This window comes from Gilliamella sp. Gris1-4, from assembly GCF_001690335.1.
Lineage (GTDB): Bacteria > Pseudomonadota > Gammaproteobacteria > Enterobacterales > Orbaceae > Gilliamella > Gilliamella apicola_P.
In genome coordinates, this window is the sequence record NZ_LZHA01000058.1 from 1 (window position 1) to 18338 (window position 18338).

At 37.0% G+C, this 18338-nt stretch carries 22 protein-coding genes and 2 CRISPR repeat arrays; of the genes, 21 read left to right on the forward strand and 1 reads right to left on the reverse strand.

The annotated features are described in order from the left end of the window. The first annotated feature begins 34 nt into the window (after nt 1-34). From A9G31_RS07485 to A9G31_RS07565, 18 genes are all read left to right on the forward strand, one after another. Nucleotides 35-1264 carry a PBSX family phage terminase large subunit gene (locus A9G31_RS07485; RefSeq protein ID WP_065561107.1) on the forward strand — a complete coding sequence of 410 codons (1230 nt, stop codon included), beginning with the start codon at nt 35-37 and terminating at the stop codon, nt 1262-1264. 2 nt (nt 1265-1266) lie between these two features. Continuing rightward, nucleotides 1267-2715 (forward strand): anti-CBASS protein Acb1 family protein, encoded by a 1449-nt coding sequence (locus tag A9G31_RS07490; protein WP_065561108.1) that lies wholly within the window; start codon nt 1267-1269, stop codon nt 2713-2715. 37 nt (nt 2716-2752) lie between these two features. After that, nucleotides 2753-4303 (forward strand): phage minor head protein, encoded by a 1551-nt coding sequence (locus A9G31_RS07495; protein WP_065561109.1) that lies wholly within the window; start codon nt 2753-2755, stop codon nt 4301-4303. Beyond that, nucleotides 4300-4473 carry a hypothetical protein gene (locus A9G31_RS11825; protein WP_176700375.1) on the forward strand — a complete coding sequence of 58 codons (174 nt, stop codon included), beginning with the start codon at nt 4300-4302 and terminating at the stop codon, nt 4471-4473. Before A9G31_RS07495 ends, A9G31_RS11825 begins: the two co-directional genes overlap by 4 nt. 60 nt (nt 4474-4533) lie before the next feature. After that, nucleotides 4534-5706 carry a DUF2213 domain-containing protein gene (locus A9G31_RS07500; protein ID WP_065561110.1) on the forward strand — a complete coding sequence of 391 codons (1173 nt, stop codon included), beginning with the start codon at nt 4534-4536 and terminating at the stop codon, nt 5704-5706. Then, nucleotides 5706-6134, forward strand: a complete 429-nt coding sequence (locus tag A9G31_RS07505) for a hypothetical protein (RefSeq protein ID WP_065561111.1) — start codon at nt 5706-5708, stop codon at nt 6132-6134. Before A9G31_RS07500 ends, A9G31_RS07505 begins: the two co-directional genes overlap by 1 nt. A 9-nt stretch (nt 6135-6143) precedes the next feature. Beyond that, nucleotides 6144-7214, forward strand: a complete 1071-nt coding sequence (locus A9G31_RS07510) for a major capsid protein (protein ID WP_065561112.1) — start codon at nt 6144-6146, stop codon at nt 7212-7214. 3 nt (nt 7215-7217) lie between these two features. After that, nucleotides 7218-7397, forward strand: a complete 180-nt coding sequence (locus A9G31_RS07515; RefSeq protein WP_065561113.1) for a hypothetical protein — start codon at nt 7218-7220, stop codon at nt 7395-7397. A 2-nt stretch (nt 7398-7399) separates the two neighbouring features. Further along, nucleotides 7400-7783: a DUF7370 family protein gene (locus A9G31_RS07520; protein WP_065561114.1), complete on the forward strand. Its 384-nt coding sequence runs from the start codon at nt 7400-7402 to the stop codon at nt 7781-7783. Further along, nucleotides 7776-8129, forward strand: a complete 354-nt coding sequence (locus tag A9G31_RS07525; RefSeq protein WP_065561115.1) for a hypothetical protein — start codon at nt 7776-7778, stop codon at nt 8127-8129. Before A9G31_RS07520 ends, A9G31_RS07525 begins: the two co-directional genes overlap by 8 nt. Before the next feature lie 23 nt (nt 8130-8152). Next, on the forward strand, nt 8153-8527 hold the full coding sequence (locus tag A9G31_RS07530; RefSeq protein WP_218056415.1) for a hypothetical protein: 375 nt from the start codon (nt 8153-8155) through the stop codon (nt 8525-8527). Continuing rightward, nucleotides 8524-8907: a phage tail termination protein gene (locus tag A9G31_RS07535; protein ID WP_065561117.1), complete on the forward strand. Its 384-nt coding sequence runs from the start codon at nt 8524-8526 to the stop codon at nt 8905-8907. The genes A9G31_RS07530 and A9G31_RS07535 overlap by 4 nt, the downstream gene beginning before the upstream one ends. Nucleotides 8908-8917: 10 nt before the next feature. Then, nucleotides 8918-9397, forward strand: a complete 480-nt coding sequence (locus A9G31_RS07540) for a phage tail tube protein (protein WP_065561118.1) — start codon at nt 8918-8920, stop codon at nt 9395-9397. A 1-nt stretch (nt 9398) separates the two neighbouring features. Continuing rightward, the gene (locus tag A9G31_RS07545; protein WP_065561119.1) at nt 9399-9986 is read left to right on the forward strand and encodes a DUF6246 family protein; all 588 of its coding nucleotides are present in this window, start codon (nt 9399-9401) and stop codon (nt 9984-9986) included. 12 nt (nt 9987-9998) lie between these two features. Continuing rightward, complete coding sequence (locus A9G31_RS07550) at nt 9999-12998, forward strand: tape measure protein (protein ID WP_065561120.1); 3000 nt, start codon at nt 9999-10001, stop codon at nt 12996-12998. Between the two features lie 229 nt (nt 12999-13227). Next, a CRISPR array of direct repeats spans nt 13228-13616; the repeat unit is 28 nt; unit sequence GTTTACCGCCGAATAGGCGGTTTAGAAA. A gap of 125 nt (nt 13617-13741) precedes the next feature. After that, nucleotides 13742-14308, forward strand: coding sequence for a hypothetical protein (locus A9G31_RS07555; RefSeq protein ID WP_065561121.1), 567 nt, complete (start codon nt 13742-13744; stop codon nt 14306-14308). A 67-nt stretch (nt 14309-14375) separates the two neighbouring features. Then, nucleotides 14376-14703: a CRISPR direct-repeat array (repeat unit 28 nt). A gap of 122 nt (nt 14704-14825) precedes the next feature. After that, a complete protein-coding gene (locus A9G31_RS07560; RefSeq protein ID WP_065561122.1) occupies nt 14826-15290 on the forward strand; it encodes a DUF4041 domain-containing protein in 465 nt (154 codons plus the stop codon). A 38-nt stretch (nt 15291-15328) separates the two neighbouring features. After that, entirely contained in the window at nt 15329-15802 is a 474-nt protein-coding gene (locus tag A9G31_RS07565; protein ID WP_065561123.1) for a hypothetical protein, read from the forward strand. Nucleotides 15803-15856: 54 nt separating this feature from the next. Here A9G31_RS07565 and A9G31_RS07570 read toward each other — a convergent pair whose 3' ends face one another. Then, a complete protein-coding gene (locus tag A9G31_RS07570; protein WP_065561124.1) occupies nt 15857-16519 on the reverse strand; it encodes a helix-turn-helix domain-containing protein in 663 nt (220 codons plus the stop codon). Nucleotides 16520-16621: 102 nt separating this feature from the next. Here A9G31_RS07570 and A9G31_RS07575 point away from each other — a divergent pair, with 102 nt between their 5' ends. The 3 genes from A9G31_RS07575 (at nt 16622) to A9G31_RS07585 (ending at nt 18285) form a co-directional block, all read left to right on the forward strand. Beyond that, entirely contained in the window at nt 16622-16804 is a 183-nt protein-coding gene (locus tag A9G31_RS07575) for a hypothetical protein (protein WP_065561125.1), read from the forward strand. Next, on the forward strand, nt 16791-17669 hold the full coding sequence (locus A9G31_RS07580; protein WP_065561126.1) for a KilA-N domain-containing protein: 879 nt from the start codon (nt 16791-16793) through the stop codon (nt 17667-17669). Before A9G31_RS07575 ends, A9G31_RS07580 begins: the two co-directional genes overlap by 14 nt. A 73-nt stretch (nt 17670-17742) precedes the next feature. Next, nucleotides 17743-18285, forward strand: a complete 543-nt coding sequence (locus A9G31_RS07585) for a BRO family protein (protein WP_218056416.1) — start codon at nt 17743-17745, stop codon at nt 18283-18285. The last annotated feature ends 53 nt before the right edge of the window (nt 18286-18338 follow it).

Consider the following 18338-nt stretch of genomic DNA (forward strand, 5'->3'; position numbering starts at 1 on the left):
GAATAGAGCTAGTCACACCCGCAGAGTAAACGTCATGACAACAGCACAAATACAGTTACCTAAAAAATTGATATCTGTGTTTGTAGCCGAAAATGTCAGATATCGTGGTGCGTACGGCGGTCGAGGGAGCGCTAAAACTCGTTCATTTGCATTAATGACAGCGATTAAAGGCTATCAATTTGCAGAAGCCGGTGTAAGCGGTGTAATACTGTGCGCCCGTGAGTTTATGAACTCGTTAGCTGATTCTTCTATGGAAGAAGTAAAGCAGGCTATTCGCTCGGTTGATTGGTTAGCTGATTACTACGACATCGGTCAAAACTATATCAGAACAAGAAATGGATTGGTTAGTTATGTGTTCTGCGGATTACGTCATAATCTAGACAGTATTAAATCAAAAGCGCGTATATTGCTATGCTGGGTTGATGAAGCGGAAAATGTTTCGGAAATTGCATGGCGAAAGTTAACCCCTACGGTTCGTGAGACTAACTCCGAAATATGGGTAACGTGGAACCCCGAAACAGAGGGAAGCCCAACAGATATAAGATTCAGACAAACCCCGCCAGATAATGCCATCATCGTTGAGATGAATTATAACGATAATCCATTTTTCCCTGATGTGTTAGAGCAAGAGAGATTAAACGACTTGGCCCGATTGGATTATGCGTCATATGCTTGGGTGTGGGAGGGAGCATACCTAGAGAATTCAGATAAACAAGTTTTAAGTGGTCGATATGTTGTTGAAGAATTTGATGACAACCTGCACAAACAAGCAGACCGTTTATTGTTCGGTGCTGACTTCGGCTTTGCAAATGACCCAAACACATTAATCCGCTCATTTATTTTGAACGATTGTCTGTATATCGAATATGAAGCATACGGCGTTAATATCGAACTCGACGAAATGCCAGCTTTTTATGATTCAGTGCCAGAGTCAAGAAAATGGCCGATTAAAGGTGATTGCTCAAGACCTGAAACAATCAGTCACATCAAGCGCAAGGGTTTTAATATCTCAGCAGCAAAAAAATGGCAGGGCAGTGTTGAGGACGGTATCGCATATCTGCGAGGGTTTAAAAAAATTATTATCCATCCTCGCTGTAAACATACCGCAACCGAAGCTCGGTTATATAGCTATAAAACTGACAAAATGACTGGTGAAGTGCTACCAATTATTGAGGATAAAAACAATCATTGTTGGGATGCGGTCAGATATAGCCTAGATGGTTATATTAAACATAAACGCTCAGCAGGGCTATTTATGAGGTAATAATGAATTATACAAAATTAACGGATGAGCAACTGTTAAATAGTGCGCAAATGGCGATTAACAGTAACCGAGATGTGCAACGGCAACGGTTAGCGTATGCGTCACACGGACTGATGAATAACAGCAAACGAGCATACATCGATCGCGAATTTGGCTATCCCGAAAACCTCACTTTTAGTGATTATTATAAACTCTACAAAAGGAACAGTGCTGCGCGTGGTTTTGTAGAGAGACTGAGCGATATTTGTTGGATTGATTATCCAAAATTTATTGATGGCGATATTCGAGAGCAAGATACAAAACTAACCGCGTGGGAAAAAATCGTAACCGATTTATTTAATGACAAATTGTGGGCGTCAATTATTGAGGCGGACAAACGCGGAATAGTAGGACGTTACGCTGGGTTAATTATTCAACTGCGCGATGGTAAAAAATGGGATGAGCCAGTTGATGTTAATGTAATGAATAGATTAAATCCAATTGATGCTATCGTTAAAATTATCCCAGCATGGGAGGAGCAACTCACTGCGTGCGAGTGGAATAATGACGAATCTGACGAAAACTACGGGCAGGTTACGATGTATCAATTCAATGAAACATCTATCGGCAATAACTCTGGTAAACCTAATTTATCGCGCAGGATACATCCCGACCGCATAATCATTCTAAACGAAACATCCGTTATTAATTCAATAGATGACGGTGAATCACAGCTAGAGGTTGGTTATAACGATTTAATCGACATGATGAAATACTCTGGCGGTAGCGCGGAAGGTTTCCTGAAAAATGCCAGTCGCCAAGTCCATGTTAATTATGATGCAGATACCGATATGGACGAGCTAGAGCGAGAGTTGCGCAGACGAGGATTTGAACAACCGGCTGATGCATTGAATAAACAAATCGCATTGTTAAATTCGGGCACTGATAGCGCACTAATTACAGCAGGTGCGACAGCGAATATTCTATCGGTTGCTCCTGCCGATCCGAGTTCAGGATGGTCAGTATCCGCAAATAGCTTTGCTGCCTCCGTTAGAATGCCATTTACAATTATTTTTGGCCAACAAACAGGGAGGTTAGCATCAGATGAAGATAAAGCTGATTATGCAAAACGTGGAATGTCACGCCGTAATGGTTTTTTAAGTGTATTAATAAAAGAACTTGTCAATCAGCTTATTAAGCTGAAAGTAATCCAGCCATTAGTGAACGGCACGCTCACTCTTAAATGGTCCGACTTATTAGCGCCGAGCCAAGCCGAAAAAATCGAATTAATGCTCAAAATGTCAGACGTGAACGTCAAAGCGCAACAATCTATAGGCATTCCTGTGTTTACACCAAACGAAATACGAGAAGCTGGCGGTTATGAAACCGATCCTGATTTAGAGGATATCGATATTGAAAAGACCGAAGATAATAAAGCCGATTCCAAAGAATCCGATACTACCGAGAAGTAAGAACAACCCTACACTGACAAATAAACAAATCCTCCAAATGCGTAGCGAAACACAAAAACGCTACAAAACAATCAAGCAATCAATTATTGAGTATATCGAATTAAGTTTAGGTTATTATGCTAAAGAGCCGACTAAAACAGCGATATTTGTTGATAACACGCTTTATGTCGTTAACGCCAGTGTTAATTACACTGTTGACGGCAATCAACTTGCTAGGGTGTTAACTCGCATTCAAGAAATTGTTGATGAAAGCTTAATTAATGGCGGTATTGAGAAGTTTTGGGCGGGGAAGTTTGTTGCTGATATGTATCAAATGGGTACTAATCGGACGTTTCATAATTTATCCGCTCAATCACCACTATATTCACAAGCCACATCACTGGAATCTTTGTTATTTAGTGATGCGTATATTCGCCGAATAGGGCTGGCATATACAGCAACATTTAATGATTGGAAAGGACTGGCTGACAATCTAAAAAGCGATTTAGGCACGGTTTTAAGTAGTGCAGTTGCTAGAGGGATTAACCCCCGAGAAACGGCAGATATCATCAGTAAGCGTATTGATGTTTCATATAGCAGAGCTAAAGCCTTGGCGCAAACTGAACAAGTAGGCGCACTTCGTCAAGCTACATGGGATGAAACTAAACGTACACAAGAGGAGTTAGGGTTAAAAACAGGCTTATTGCATATGTCTGCTTTAAAACCTACTTCAAGAGCCACGCATGTTGATAGACACGGTAAAATTTATACTGTTGAACAAGTGGCTGATTGGTATGAGGAGAATGGTAACCGATTTAATTGTTATTGCGCTCAAATAACGGTACTACTTAATGAAAAAGGTGAACCCTATAATCAAGCTAGTATTGATAGGTTATTGAAAGAATCTGATGACTGGCGTGAGCAAAACAAACCTAAACAGCAAAGCTTAAATTCTGTTGAAGACGCTAATGAATGGGCAAGAAAAAATATTACTGAAACTTCAAACTTGCCAAGTGATATTGATGCTACAGAATTAGCTCCATGTTTACAGTTGGTATCAGAAATACAGAAACGATTTGACTTACCTAGATTTAGATATGCTGGCTCAATAAGAGGCGATATTTATAACTACGGTGATGGTAGCAAAAATATGACTGCTGCATACGCCCCTAAAACAAACGCCCTCATTATTACGCTAGGTAGTGTTGATAAAAATGAATTGATGTTAGTCGATTTATATAGTAAAACACTGGATTTCAAGAGTGAATCATTAAATTCCGTGATTAACCTACGCAATGAAAAATTAATTAGCATAATAAACGAAATGGATTTCGTTACATGGAACTCAGTGCCGACACCTAAAGGAGTTTTTGCTCATGAAATGGGTCATGCACTACACAACAAATACCGAATAAAAATTGATAATATTGTCTCTAAAGGTTGGGAACGAGGGTGGCAATATGCTATTAGTAAATATGGTCAAGACAGTAAAAGTGAGTTTCTTGCCGAGTCATTTTCGCTTTATATTGAGAATCGTATTGAAGCTAAAAAACGACTATATCCAGAATTATTTAAATTTTTTGAATCATTAGACAAAGGTGTGAAATGAAAAAATTTAAATCATTAATAGAGCAAGCTTCTCGATTGGTTAACACATCACCGCTTCCTGATGATGCAGAAGAACAATTGGAGAAAATAATTGAGCAGACAGATAATGAAACTGAAAAATTTATGCTGGCCAGTTTTGCTGAATCTCTTTTTGTGAAAAGACATTCATAACCCAATCACCCAAACCGCTTCGGCGGTTTTTTTATATCTAAAATCCACACGAGGTAAAGCATGACACTTAAAAGTGTAAATGTTTTATCTGTCGTTAATAGTAAATCCAAAATATCAACGCAAATCATCGACGGTAAAGAGCACATCGTTATTAAAGACGTTGTGCCAATTGTTGATGATATTGTCATGAATGGAATTTTCTATCCGGCAGATGAAATTAACAAATCGTACATGACATTGAATGATAATTTAATGCCATTAGACCACCCACGAATAAATAACGAGAATGTTTCAGCGTTAAATCCTCAGGCTATCAACAATTTTTATATTGGCGCATGGGGAAGAAATGTCCGCAAATCTAACGATAGGGTACTTATGGATGCTTATATCGATAGAAAATTTGCTGAAAGCACCGAAAAAGGTCGGTTATTAGTAAATCGTCTTGACGATATGATGAGCGGAAAAAACACTACGCCAATTCATGTATCAACAGGGCTTACTTACACGCCAGATAATCAATCAGGCACATCAAAAGGTAAACGGTACAAGTCAATAGCTCGAAATATGAAGTTCGATCATGTCGCAATACTACCCGATAAACAAGGTGCTGCCACGCCAGATGACGGAGTGGGTATTTTTGTTAACTCCAACGGTGAAAAATCACCGCTTGAAAACGCTAGTCTTGATGATTGCACAGAAGAATCTTTAGGTCATTTTATTGGGCAAACAATCAGGGATGCTTTTAATAAATTTCAATTCAATAAAAAAGAGGAACAAGATCCGATGAAGAAAAAAATCTTATTGGCACTGAATACCGCAGGCGTAAAAACCGACGGACTATCAGAAGAACAACTGCTAACGGCGTACAACGAGCAAACCGTAAAAGAGGCTTTAGAGAAAAAGGGGGCTTCGGATGAGGAAGCAGCCAAGAAAAAAGCCGAACAGGAGAAGAAAAACGCAACTAATGCCGAAGATGCACCAGCGTGGGCTAAAACATTAATGAACAAGGTTACAAGTCTTGAATTAGCAGTAAATGCAAACACAGAAAAAGAACTATCCGCTAAACGGGAAGCGGTAAAAGCCAAGTTCAACATGACACAAACCGCAGTCAATGCGCTATCTGGTGAGCCATTAGATGCCTTATACGCACAGTGCATTAAAACAGCGCCTATTAGCGGTGGTTTTGCTAATAATTCAGATAATTCACTATTAAACATGGAGGCTCCAGAGTAATGATTCGATTTAAAACCGTGATTGGTGGTCCTGCACGTAAAAACGACCCACAAACAATTGACTTAAAAACAGGTGAAACGATTGCGCCGTGTTCTTTGGTTGCCGTGGTTAACAACAAGTTAATGAAACATTCAGCGGCAGGTGAGCAAACCCAAGCCTTAGTCATCACAAATGATTATCTAGGTGGTCATGATATCCGTGACAATGTACCGAATGACACATCAGGTATCGCCATTATTTGTGAAGATGATGTTACTTACCATGTTTTAGTAAAAGCAGGTGAAGCGTTAACAGTTGGCGACAAATTAACATCTAATGGTGACGGTACACTAAAAAAAGCAAGCGGTACTGATGCGGTGCTGTTTTATGCATTTGAAACCTATACCGTTGGCACAACCGCTGAACAAGTTCGAGTTCGTAAAGCTTAAGGAGCAATAATGAAGAACGAAAAGATTATTTTTAATAAAAATTTAATTACCAACTCTGCCCAAGTGGCACAGGCTTGGAATCAGTTAAAAGCAAGCCGTCAAATCTTTAACAATGCTCAAAACCAAATGAGCGCAACACACGGCAATGCTATTGAAGTTAATCAAGCCGCAATCTTAACCCAAGATTACTGGCGTGAAGTGGATAATGTAACTACCCGCGTTATCCGTGATGACGAGGGCGCACCATTACTTGATGATTTGTTATCGTTAGGTACGCCTATCTCCATTGGTAAAACAGCTGCGCTATACCGTGTTTCAAGCGATGCAGGATATGTTAATCGTTCAATGTCAGGGCAAGAGCCAGAAACGCTAGATAAGGTTGTTTATGACCATTACGGTGACCCTGTACCAATCTTTAAAACAGGTTATGCCCGTGAATGGCGTGAATGGTTAGGTTTGCAAACTGAAAACATCGACGCAATGTCAGATGACCAAGAAGCGGCAGTGGCAGCATTACGCCAAGATATGGCGCAATACATTTTAACCGGTGATGAAAAAATCAAAGTACAAAACTTTGAAAGCAAAGGCATCACTAATCATCCGCACACCAATCAAGTGGATTTAAGTGCGTCTGGTTTAAATATTGACTTAACATCAACAGCCACAAGTAACGACGATATTATTAATTTCTTCACAAAAGACTTTGTTGTCATTCTTGATGCTAATTTAGTGTCAGAACAGTTAAAAATCTTTATTTCGCCTGAAATTGAGCGTCGCTTAAATCTGCCATACTCTAATTCAAATGGATTCAAAGAGGGAACAGTAAAAGACTATATTTTACGTTACTCAGCGCACATTGGTTCATTCACCAAAACATTTGAGTTAAAAGGCAATCACTTTATTGGTTACGTTCGTAATGCTCAATATATCAAAACACGTATTGCAGCACCAATCGGCTCATTCATGAAGCAACGAATCAATCCACATGATAACTATCAAACACTGGTTTGGTCGGCATTTGGTTTACAAATCAAACGCGACTTTAACGGCAAAAGCAAAGTCTTTAACGCTAGGGGGTAATTGATGAAATTACGGGTGACTAAATGCGGCTGTTTTGGTCGCATTGATGGCGTGGTAGCTGAACTGCCTGTTGGGTATGAATTCCATGCTATAGACATTCCTACTGCTTTTATTGGGCGTGTAATTGTGTTAGAGCAGCAATCTGTTGAAGTTGAAGCAGACAAAAAGAAAAAGGGTAAATAATCATGTCAGTACAGGTAACCTCAGAAGACGTTAATCAAATGTTATCAGAGCTTGGTTATTCTGTACCGAGCATTGTTATTAACGCAATCCTTAACAAGGTGAATTCAATCAGTGATTGCTTGGTTGCTCATAATTATTCAAAAGCCGACCAACTTTTGATACTGATTTACTCAGCTTGTTTACTGGCTCAAATGCAAGGAACAAGGAAAATTACCTCACAATCAGCGCCAAGCGGCGCGTCAAGGTCATTTAAATATGATGACGTGGGTTTTAAATCTATGTACTCACTACTAAAAAATCTTGATGTTCACGGCTGTACTGATTGCCTAGGTATTTCTTGCTCAAAGAAACCATTTTTTTTAGTTGTAGGAGGTAGAGGTGAGTAATACGGCGAATTGGAGCTATACAAACGTTGCAACCGTATATCCTCACATGGGATACGACGGAGAAAACAATGTTGATACTTACGGTCAACCTTATTTGGTGAAATGCACATGGAAAGATGAAGCACCAAACGCACTGGGTGCTTACATTGATTCTCTAGGTGTTGAAAGGGTAAGAAAAACAACTTTTTACACCGAAGACAATCGAATTAAACAGGGTGACTTCATAGTAAAAGGCGATAAAACTTCATTATCGTTAGAAGCTTCAAACGCTGAAAAAGTGGAGTTTGTGCTTGAATATGATATGAGCGCTTTTGGTGAAATCCCTGATTATGAGGTGGTTACATAATGGCAGTTAAAGGCGTTTCAAAGGTGAACAGAAATATTCACAGGATAACTAATGAAATTGCCAACATCAGAACTCAAAGGATTATCCAGCAAGTTATGATTGTTGGTATGTCTTTTGTAGCTCCAATCACACCTAGAGACACTTCAACGCTAATTAATTCGCAGTATAGAGAGCTAAAACCAATACCAAAAGGCTGGACTGGTCGAGTTGGTTATACTGCTAATTACGCAGCATTTGTTAACAATGCCAAAGGTACAGCAAAAGGTAAGCGTACCGGTAAGAAATCTCAGGGGGATTATTGGTCTCCCAACGCAGAGCCTCACTTTGTTGAAAAGGGTTTTGAAAGGGACGGAAAGCAGGCTATTGAGCAAGTTATTAAAGATGGTTACAAAATATGATTTCTGATACATATAACTCAATCAAAGACTGGCTAAATTCACATAATTTACTTGATGATTACATCTTACAATTTCGGAAATGGGTTGAAGTAAAAAACACAAAATCCAATAGATATATTGTGATTGTCCCTGCTGGTGGCGGTAATGCTAGTGAGGCAGTAACACGAGATTATTTTAGGATTGTAATTATTTCAGCGATTAATGATTCGAATATTGTAGAGGTTAATGATAGAGCGGATGAAATCAGGCAGTTTATGCTAGATGACTTTGAAACAAACGAGATTATTTCCATGTCTCCAATCAGCGGAATAACTCAATCAAACACAGAAGAAGGGCGGTTTATTTTTGAATTTACCGCTCAAATGATTATATCAAGATAAGAGGTACATTATGGCTAAAAGTAATGCAGGAACAGGTAGAAAGGTCGCTGTTTATTATGCAATTGGTAACCCAGACAAAAAACCAAACGATACGGATTATAAACGACTTGGCATGATTCGAGGTAAATCACGTGGCGTCAACTGGAACACCATTGATGTTACAGCCGATACATCAGAGGATGGTACAACCGAATCAATGGTAACAACCAAAGAAAAAACGGTATCATTTGATGGTATTTCTCGAGGTGATGATATCCAAAACCAAAGCGTTTTGCTAGATCATATCGAAAGCCCATCACAGGACACCGACGGGCAGCCATACGCTTGGATTAAAATTGTCAATCCTATTATTAATAGAGTAATTGAGGGTTGTTATTTGTTATCCTCATTAAACGAGGAATACCCGTATGACGATGTATGCACATGGTCTATTGAGGGAACTAGCGCAAATAACGTAACTAGAACAGGCATTTCACCAAAGAGGATGTAGAATGAAACCAGTAATAAAGGACATTGGGGAATTTATAATCCAGCATAATGAAATTGATTATTTGTTTATTCCATCTTTTCTTAATATGACAAAGCTAGGTAAACCAGATGAAATAGTTGAGATTTTTTCTATAATTTTTGGCGAAATAAATAATGACAATTTCACATCTGTCATAGAATGCGCTGACAAAATACTTGAGGCTTGTTGTACAACGGATTGTTCTGTTATTACTGGTTATCTCAAAGGCGAAGACAAGCTGGTTAATGTTGAGGCGGCAATACCTGTTGAAGATAAATTGATTCTATCTCAGCATTTGTTAAAACACGGCTTAATCGGTGATATTTCGCCTAAAAAAACTAGCGAAGATGCAAGCTATAGCGATGAATTTCATGCTAAAAAATTTGTTTACATGGCTGTTGCTCATCTTGGGATGAGTGAAGTTGATGCATGGAACATGTCAATGACCGCATTTCAAGAGGCTATGGAAGCGAAATTTCCTACTAACGATAAAGATATCATTTCACAAGACGATTACGATTTAGCGATGAATTACGCAGATTCTGTTATTGGTTTAAAAAACACTGCTTAATACGAGGTTTTTATGTCATTTGAAGCGGGAAGTATATATTACACAATTGAAGCCAAAACTGGCGCTTTATTAACAGCGGATAAACAAGTATCTAGTTTCAACCAACGAGCACAAGAGGGGTTTAACGAAACAGATAGGTCGGTAAATTCGTTAAATGGTTCAATGGGTAAATTAACCCAAGTAGCAAAAGGTGTTGTTGCTGCTTTAGTTACTAATCAAGTTTTTGCTTATGCTAATGCTTGGCAAGATTTAGAAGATAGACTAAAAAATACTGGATTAGCTGGAATGGCGTTAAAAGATGTTCAAGAACAGCTTATGACAACATCAAACCGAAACGGTCGCACCATAGAAGAATCCACCGAGTTATATGTACGCCTTTCAAATTCAATGAGCGAACTAGGTTATAGTACGCAGGGTACGCTATCTTATATTGATACGCTATCTAACTTATTTACAATCAATAAAACTAACGCAATAAGCGCAGAATCTGCTATCAATGCGCTAACCAAAGCGCAAATGAAAGGTAAGTTAGCTGGTATTGATGCGATGTCAGTATTCGCAGCTATGCCGAGCGTGCTTAAAACTTTAGGTAAACGATTAAAGAAAACAGAAGCAGAAGTTAGACAAATGGCTTCTGATGGCAAGTTATCTATGTCAGACTTTACTGATGCGATGATAGCGGCACAAGATGAAACCGCGGCACTTGCTGATAATATGCGTAATAATCTTGGTGATGCCTCTAATCATTTCACTAATCGCTTAAAAGAGGCATTAGGTTCACTAGATAACACAACAGGAGCAACTCAACATTTAGTTAGTGGCATAAAAATGCTTGCTGAAAATATGAATGTGCTTATCGGTTGTGCTGGTTTCTTGTCGGCAATTCTTGCTGGACGATATTTAACATCGTTAACCGCAGCCACAAGAGCAAAAATTGCATCAGCGATAGCTTCTAGAAACGAGACTAAAGAAGAAGTAGAGTTAGCTAGAGCAGAATTAAAACGAATTGATATAGAACGTCAGAGTTTATCTATTTCACTGCAATTTGCTGAAGCGAATTATCGAGCTGCAAAATCAGTTGAAGATCGCATTATTCAAGCAAATAGAATGTCGGCTATACAAGCAAAAATGATTGCATTAGATAAAGCCGAGACTGCGACTAAAAATGCATTATCAGCAGCTACAGCTAGAGCTAATACAGCTGTTAATCTACTAAAAGGAGGGTTAAGTTTACTTGGGGGACCAACAGGAATTGCGATCATGGCTGCTGGTGCATTAATGACTTGGGCGAGCAAAGCAAATGAAGCCAAGCAAAAAGCGCTAGATTTTGCTAGTGCAATTGATGATGTAAATGATTCTCTGAAAAATTTAAGCGCAAATCAGCTCGCAAATCAAATAGATCAGATCAATGATGACTTGAGTTTAGTTGAAAAGCAGACAAAAAAAGCTCAATCCGAGCTGAAAAAACTTGAAAGTTATAAAAAAGATAGAAACGAAGCTATTGTCAAAGGATATGTCGGTGAAAAGGGGCTTGATCGGCTAGAAAAAGAGATTAGAAAATTAAAGTCTGACATTGATACATTTTCTCAATCAAAAGATAAATTGACAACAAAGTTACAGCGTTATAGAGATGCTCTCGGCGCATTAACGGGACCGACACAGCAAGCGACACAAAAAACGGATAAATTTATTGATTCACTCGATAAAACTACAAAGACAAAAATTGATGAAAAAATAAAATCTCTTTCAACTGAGCTTGAAATTTCAGAAATGAAACTAGATGGGAATAAAAAAGCTGCTTATATTTATGAAAATGCTTTAAGTGAACTGGGAGATAAATCCGATAAGTATAAAGTTGCCTTACTTGGACTTATCAATGGAACCGCCGAATGGGCTGACATGTCAGATGAAGTAATAAAAACATTAGAGCCTTTACTTAACGCGTTAGGTAAAATGTTTGACGCAAACGAAAAGCTAAACGCAAGCAAAAAAAGTGGACGAGGCACAACAAGAACTTATGCAGAAGAAATAAAAAATCTTAAAAATCAGCTAGAAGTCGCTAAGTTAGAAGCTAAACATTTAACAGTTGAAGCGAAAGCATTAGCAATTAGCCAGCAAATTGGCACAAAAGCAACGAAAGCTCAGGCTGATGAATTAAAGCGATTAATTCAAGAGCAAGAAAACTTGCAAAATTCGCAAGCAGGTGAAGATTTTGCAAAACAAGAAATCTACAATAAAAAATCACTTCTTGAGCAAATCGACATTGACGAGCAAGAGAAGTTAGATAAATTAAGCAAATGGCGAGAAACGGGGCTTGCAAATGAGCAAACTTATCAAGATGCTTTAACTGCAATAACTAAAGATGCTGTAGATAAAAGAAAGAAACTTGAAGACGAAGCCGCAGAAGCTAAACTAAAATCTACAAGCGCTATATTGCAATCATCTGCAGATTTATTCGGTGGAATGTCTGATATGCTGGGCGCTTTTGCTGGTGAATCAAGTTCAGCATATAAAGCACTTTTTGCTATTAGCAAAGGGTTTGCGATAGCTGACGCTATGCTTAATTTAAATTCCGCAATTATGAAAGCAATGAACGATCCGACGGCGGTTACAACATCAGCAAAAATGGCAAATATGGCTGCTGTAGCAAGCGCTGGCGGGCAGGTTTTATCAACACTCAAAGGACTTACCTACGGAGGTGGCCGACTTCGAGGCGGTGGTGTTGATGTTGGGAAAGCTTATAGGGTTAACGAAAGCGGAGAACCTGAATTATTTGTTGCTCATGGAAAACAGTACATGATACCGAACAAAAATGGTGAAGTTATTCCGTCCAACAAACTAAGAGGCTCAGCAGGCAGAACAATCATAAATAATATTACGCAAAATATCTCTTTCGGTGAAGGGCAAGACAATAAAGAAGCCGCTAACGAGACAGCTAGAATGCTGAAACAAGCACTAAGAAGTGTAATTCAAGAAGAACAAAGACCAGGAGGGCTGCTAAATCGGCGTTGATTTTATAGATGAATTTTCATATTTTCACCCAAAAAACTTGTCAGAAAAGGTATTGATTTTATTAATGTTTTTTTGGGCGTTTTTGGAGTTAAACTCAAAAACCCTTTTTTTAATCGCTTTTTTAATCCATTGAAAAATATAGATTAATTTAAGCACTGGAAAAAAGGGTTATTTTCGAAAAAATGGTTAAATTCTAGTTAAAACAAAAGGCTATATTTGATATAATCTAGTTTACCGCCGAATAGGCGGTTTAGAAATTAACGGTATTGCACAAATCAAATCTGGAATCGTTTACCGCCGAATAGGCGGTTTAGAAAAGTATTTTGTATGCGATCTTCTAGTTCGTTCCGTTTACCGCCGAATAGGCGGTTTAGAAAATACGGAGATCTTGGTCGAATTATCAAGCGGTGTTTACCGCCGAATAGGCGGTTTAGAAAGATGCCTCATTCAATAGTTCGGCTAATTCGATGTTTACCGCCGAATAGGCGGTTTAGAAAGTTCACAATCCATGTCGCAACAAAATCACCATGTTTACCGCCGAATAGGCGGTTTAGAAATCCGTATGTGATGCCTTTCAAAGTTGATAAAAGTTTACCGCCGAATAGGCGGTTTAGAAATCGTAAGCGTCCTCCGCCGTATGTAATACCCAGTTCACCGCTGCATAAGCGGTTTTTTTATTGCACTTGGTTAATAAATTTCATACTATTAATCAATAATTATTTAATAAAATTATAGGAGATGGTATGAAAAAAATAATATTATTTTTACTGATAGCGTGTATGGGTATAACAGGGTGTCAATCGGCAAAAAGAACTACAAACATAAGTTCTAATGTCAAAGGTCTTATTTATAATTCAGTATCATCAAGTTATTTACCTAGATTAACAACTGTATCTTTATCTGAGTTCGCAGATGGAAGTGAGTTTTTAACATACAAAACGGAAACATACGAATCATTGTATGGAGTTCCTCAATTTATCGTTTTCTCAATTCCTATTAACAATATTGATGATCACAGAGTTTTACTTGAAAAGTTTTTGGAATGGGATAAGAAAGCTTTAAGCCGAGGGGATATGTTTACGAAAGAGCTCGGAAGAGCTAAGGCTTATAATGGCTATTCAAATTACACATTTCATTCAGGAAATAAAAGCAATAATTATCTGGATATTTGTTTCTCTATGGTCGATAGTTCTGGATGTAGTGTAGAAAGCGTAGCATTTGATACAGAGAATGTAAAAAATATCCTCAATGATATTGATAGAATTAAATCAGGGAAGATAAAACATCTAGATGATTCAGTTTATAAATAAAACCCATTAGGGCTTATTTATTTGTTATTGACTACCAAAGCAATTCAAACCCTCTAAGAGGTTTTTTGTTCACCGCTGCATAAGCGGTTTAGAAATCTGGATATTGCAATCTAAACTGTGCTAACACGTTCACCGCTGCATAAGCGGTTTAGAAATTTGATCGCATAGACCCGAAACTTGTTTAAAGGTTCACCGCTGCATAAGCGGTTTAGAAAATTCAAGGTAAACAAGGCGATTGTGAATACACGTTCACCGCTGCATAAGCGGTTTAGAAAATTTTTGATTCTCGAACTCTTGAATTAAAGCGGTTCACCGCTGCATAAGCGGTTTAGAAAGGTTACAGTGCCCGCAAGCCATGCGTCAATATGTTCACCGCTGCATAAGCGGTTTAGAAAGGGCTCAGTGACAGAAAAAGATATAGCAGACGGATTACCGCCGAGTAGGCGGTTTTTTATTGCTCTTAACATAATGATCAAATAATATTAACGTAAAATTTAATATAAAATAGGATTATTATATGTCTAGCATTGAAGAAGATTTGCTTGAAGAGTGTTATTTTCCTAGTTCAATAGAAATAACGGAAGAAATTCCTAAGGGGATAAAGCTTGAAATAAAAAAAATTCAAGACAGGCAAAAATTAATGATTCGCCAAAAGTCTGCTTGTGATGTAAATCTGAGTGAGCCTTATGAAATTTTTAATGTAGAAGATGATTTCATTGATAGGTTGTGCATTTTGTTAATAAGAGCATTTAATTGTGATTGTCACATTATTATGTCCAAAATAAAGCAGATCAATATACATGTCTTGGGTGAAATGATAGAAAAATCATTTTATGAATTAAACGGATTGGGTGAATTTAAACAAAACTTTTTCAGTGTATCTATTTCGTTTGAGTATTTTAATTTGAAATTAGATGAATTGGTTTTGTACTACAACTATTTAAACCCAGACCATAAAATCGATCACTTGGTTGATCTTTAAATAGTATTGATTTTATATTTTTTAACTATAGGTATTGTATGAAGAAATTATTGTTAGTTATTTTATTTTTTCCTTTAAGTCTTTTCGCTAAAGAAATCAGTTATAACGATTGGACGGTTAATATTAATATTGATCCGATTACCGATAAAAAAACAGTGTCAATGAATTCAGTTTATGTATCAGACAGCACTTCAATAAGTAGCGCTTTTTTTACAGTTGGTTGTGATTCAGTCATTATTATTCCATTCTCCGTTCATAATAATTTGAAAGATTATGAGGATGGGTTAATTAAAGTTATTTTCAGAGCAGACAAAAAAGCTCCAGTAGAGATGGAATGGGAGAAAAAAGGGGCCGTATTTATGACTAATCAGAAACAAATGCTACATCAACAAATTCAAAACTCAAAAAAATTTATCATTAGGTTTGGTGATAAATCGACTAGTGATTTTAATTTTCCCTTATCGGGCTACACAAAAGCTTATGAACGTCTCGAAAAAGAATGTACAAATTGAAGTGCAGATAACTTTGAATTCATCATAAAACCCTCTAAGAGGGTTTTTTATTATTTATCTTAGTTTAATTTCAACATTAATTGCTTTTGCTAGAATAGTATATTCATATTTCTTTAATGTTATTGTTGGATAATCTTTGTTTAAAGATGAAACTTTTGTGCCTAATGTATCGAAGAAAAGTTGTTTAAATGAATATTCATCATTAATCATAAGTAAATAAAAACCACCGCTAACTTTATCAAATTCAGTATCAAATATAACAATAGCACCGTCTGGGAACCCTAAATTACTTTCTAATGACATGGAATCTCCAATTATTTCTAAAGCAAAAAAGGAATTTTTCACACTTAATGAGCAAGGATGAAATAAATTATTTATTACAGGAAATGGTTTAAATGATAACAAATTTTTTTCAAAATCACTCCAATGATAAAGAGGAATTTGCTCGACTTCACCTTTTGGTGTGAAATCTTCATACTCGACAATTCCTAAAGAATCAAGCCCACAAGCCAACCAACCAGGGGTTACATTAAAGAATCTTGCTATTTTTAATAGTAATTCTTTTCTAGGTTTTGCTGTCCCATTTTCATAAGCAATTACTTGTCTTGATGATATTCCTAATCGTAACGACAAATCTTTTTGCGTTAATGGTGTTCCGCTGTTTTTTCTTAAATCTTTAAACCTATTTTTAAAGTTATCATCTATTTCGAATGACATGAAATATTACCTAATTTTAATATTGACATGTGAATTATTCATGTTAATATGTGATTAATTATTAATTATAGTGAATTATTCACTAATAACATAGGAGAAAATATGAACCAAAATAAACTATCAACAAAATTTAGGCAAGTAAGATTTAAAGAGGAAACGGATAATTCTATTATCGAAACTGCGACAAGATTTGGGAGAACTGTTCCAAAAGAAATTGATTATCGAATGGAAATCTTCGAAAGGATGTTAAAACGAGGTGAAATAAAAGAATATGAGAACATCTAATAAAGCAAAAACCCCAAGTGCGCCAACACCTGAGGTCTCAATAATTAATCCCACTAGAAAAGGAACTAACAACATGAGAAACACTAACACAATTAATTCAAATTGTCCAGTAATAGCTGGAATCTCTATCACAACCGATAAAGAGGGTCGATATAATCTTAATGCGCTACATAAAGCTAGTGGATTGGGTAATAACAAGGCTCCAGCTCAATGGTTAAGAACACAAACTGCGAAAGATTTAATTGAAGAAGTAAAAAAAGAAACTGTGCAAAATCGCATAGTTGCAACCGATGTGCAAAAATGCACATCGCCCATAATTACTGTTAAAGGTGGCATCGATCAAGGTACATTTGCCCACGAACTTTTAGCAGTATCTTACGCAGGTTGGATTAGTCCAAAATTTCAGTTAATGGTAAATCAAGTATTTTTAGACTATAAAAAAGGTGAATTGAAAAACATTCAAAAAACTTCTAAATCTTATTTACCTGAATATCGACAAGCTAAGGCGATAGAATTATCAGTCAGAGCATTAGATAAGATGTTTAGCAATCTGCCACATTTGAGCGAACAGTCTAAGCAAGCTATCTATGCCGATACAATTAACCCAATTGCTGGTAAAAATGTTATTCCACTTCCTAAGCTTGAAAACAAAACATTTTCAGCTAGTGAAGTAGGAGATTTACTTGGCGTATCCTCAAATAAAATTGGTCGTATAGCTAATAAGCTCAACTTAAAAACAGAAGACTACGGAATTTTCGTACTCGATAAGTCACGTTCTTCTGATAAACAAGTTGAAACTTTTAGATATAACGAAAAAGCAATAGATGTAATCAAAAATCATCTTATTAATAAAGAAATCGCTTAACCAATTAACCAACAAATTATAAGCCCTCTAAAAAAGGGGGCAATTACGAGGATATAGCATGTCAAATCAATTAATGTTTCACAGCACAGTAGTGCAACCAGTTAAACGTAATAATCAAATTTGGATCACGTCCACCGAGCTATCTAAGCTTTTACAATATGCTGATTCTAAATCAGTAACAAAGATTTATAGTCGGAACAAGGATGAGTTCACCGATAAAATGACAATGGTGGTCAAATTGACTACCAATGGAATAAACAACAGTCTACGCAAGAAATCAGTACGAATTTTCTCACTTCGTGGAGCGCATCTAATCGCAATGTTTGCTAGTACAAATGTAGCAAAAGAAGTGCGTAAATGGTTGCTAGATTTAGCTGATAAAGAGGCAAGTCATTCGCAAACAAGAAAAGATATGATTGAGGTGAACAGGACTAATTTAATTTGTTTGGTACATCATATGCTTTGGTTGAATGATTTCTACATAGACAATCGTTTATATGATGTTTTTAAAATGCTAGGCTCTAATTTCGGTGTAAGACTTCACGATCATTTTGGCGATGGTGCTTTTGTTGCCTCGATGTTTAAACGACAGTTAGAAAAGAAACAATTACAGTAAGTATAAATAATTATTATATAAGCAGTTTAGAAAGATTGGCTTCCATTTTTTGT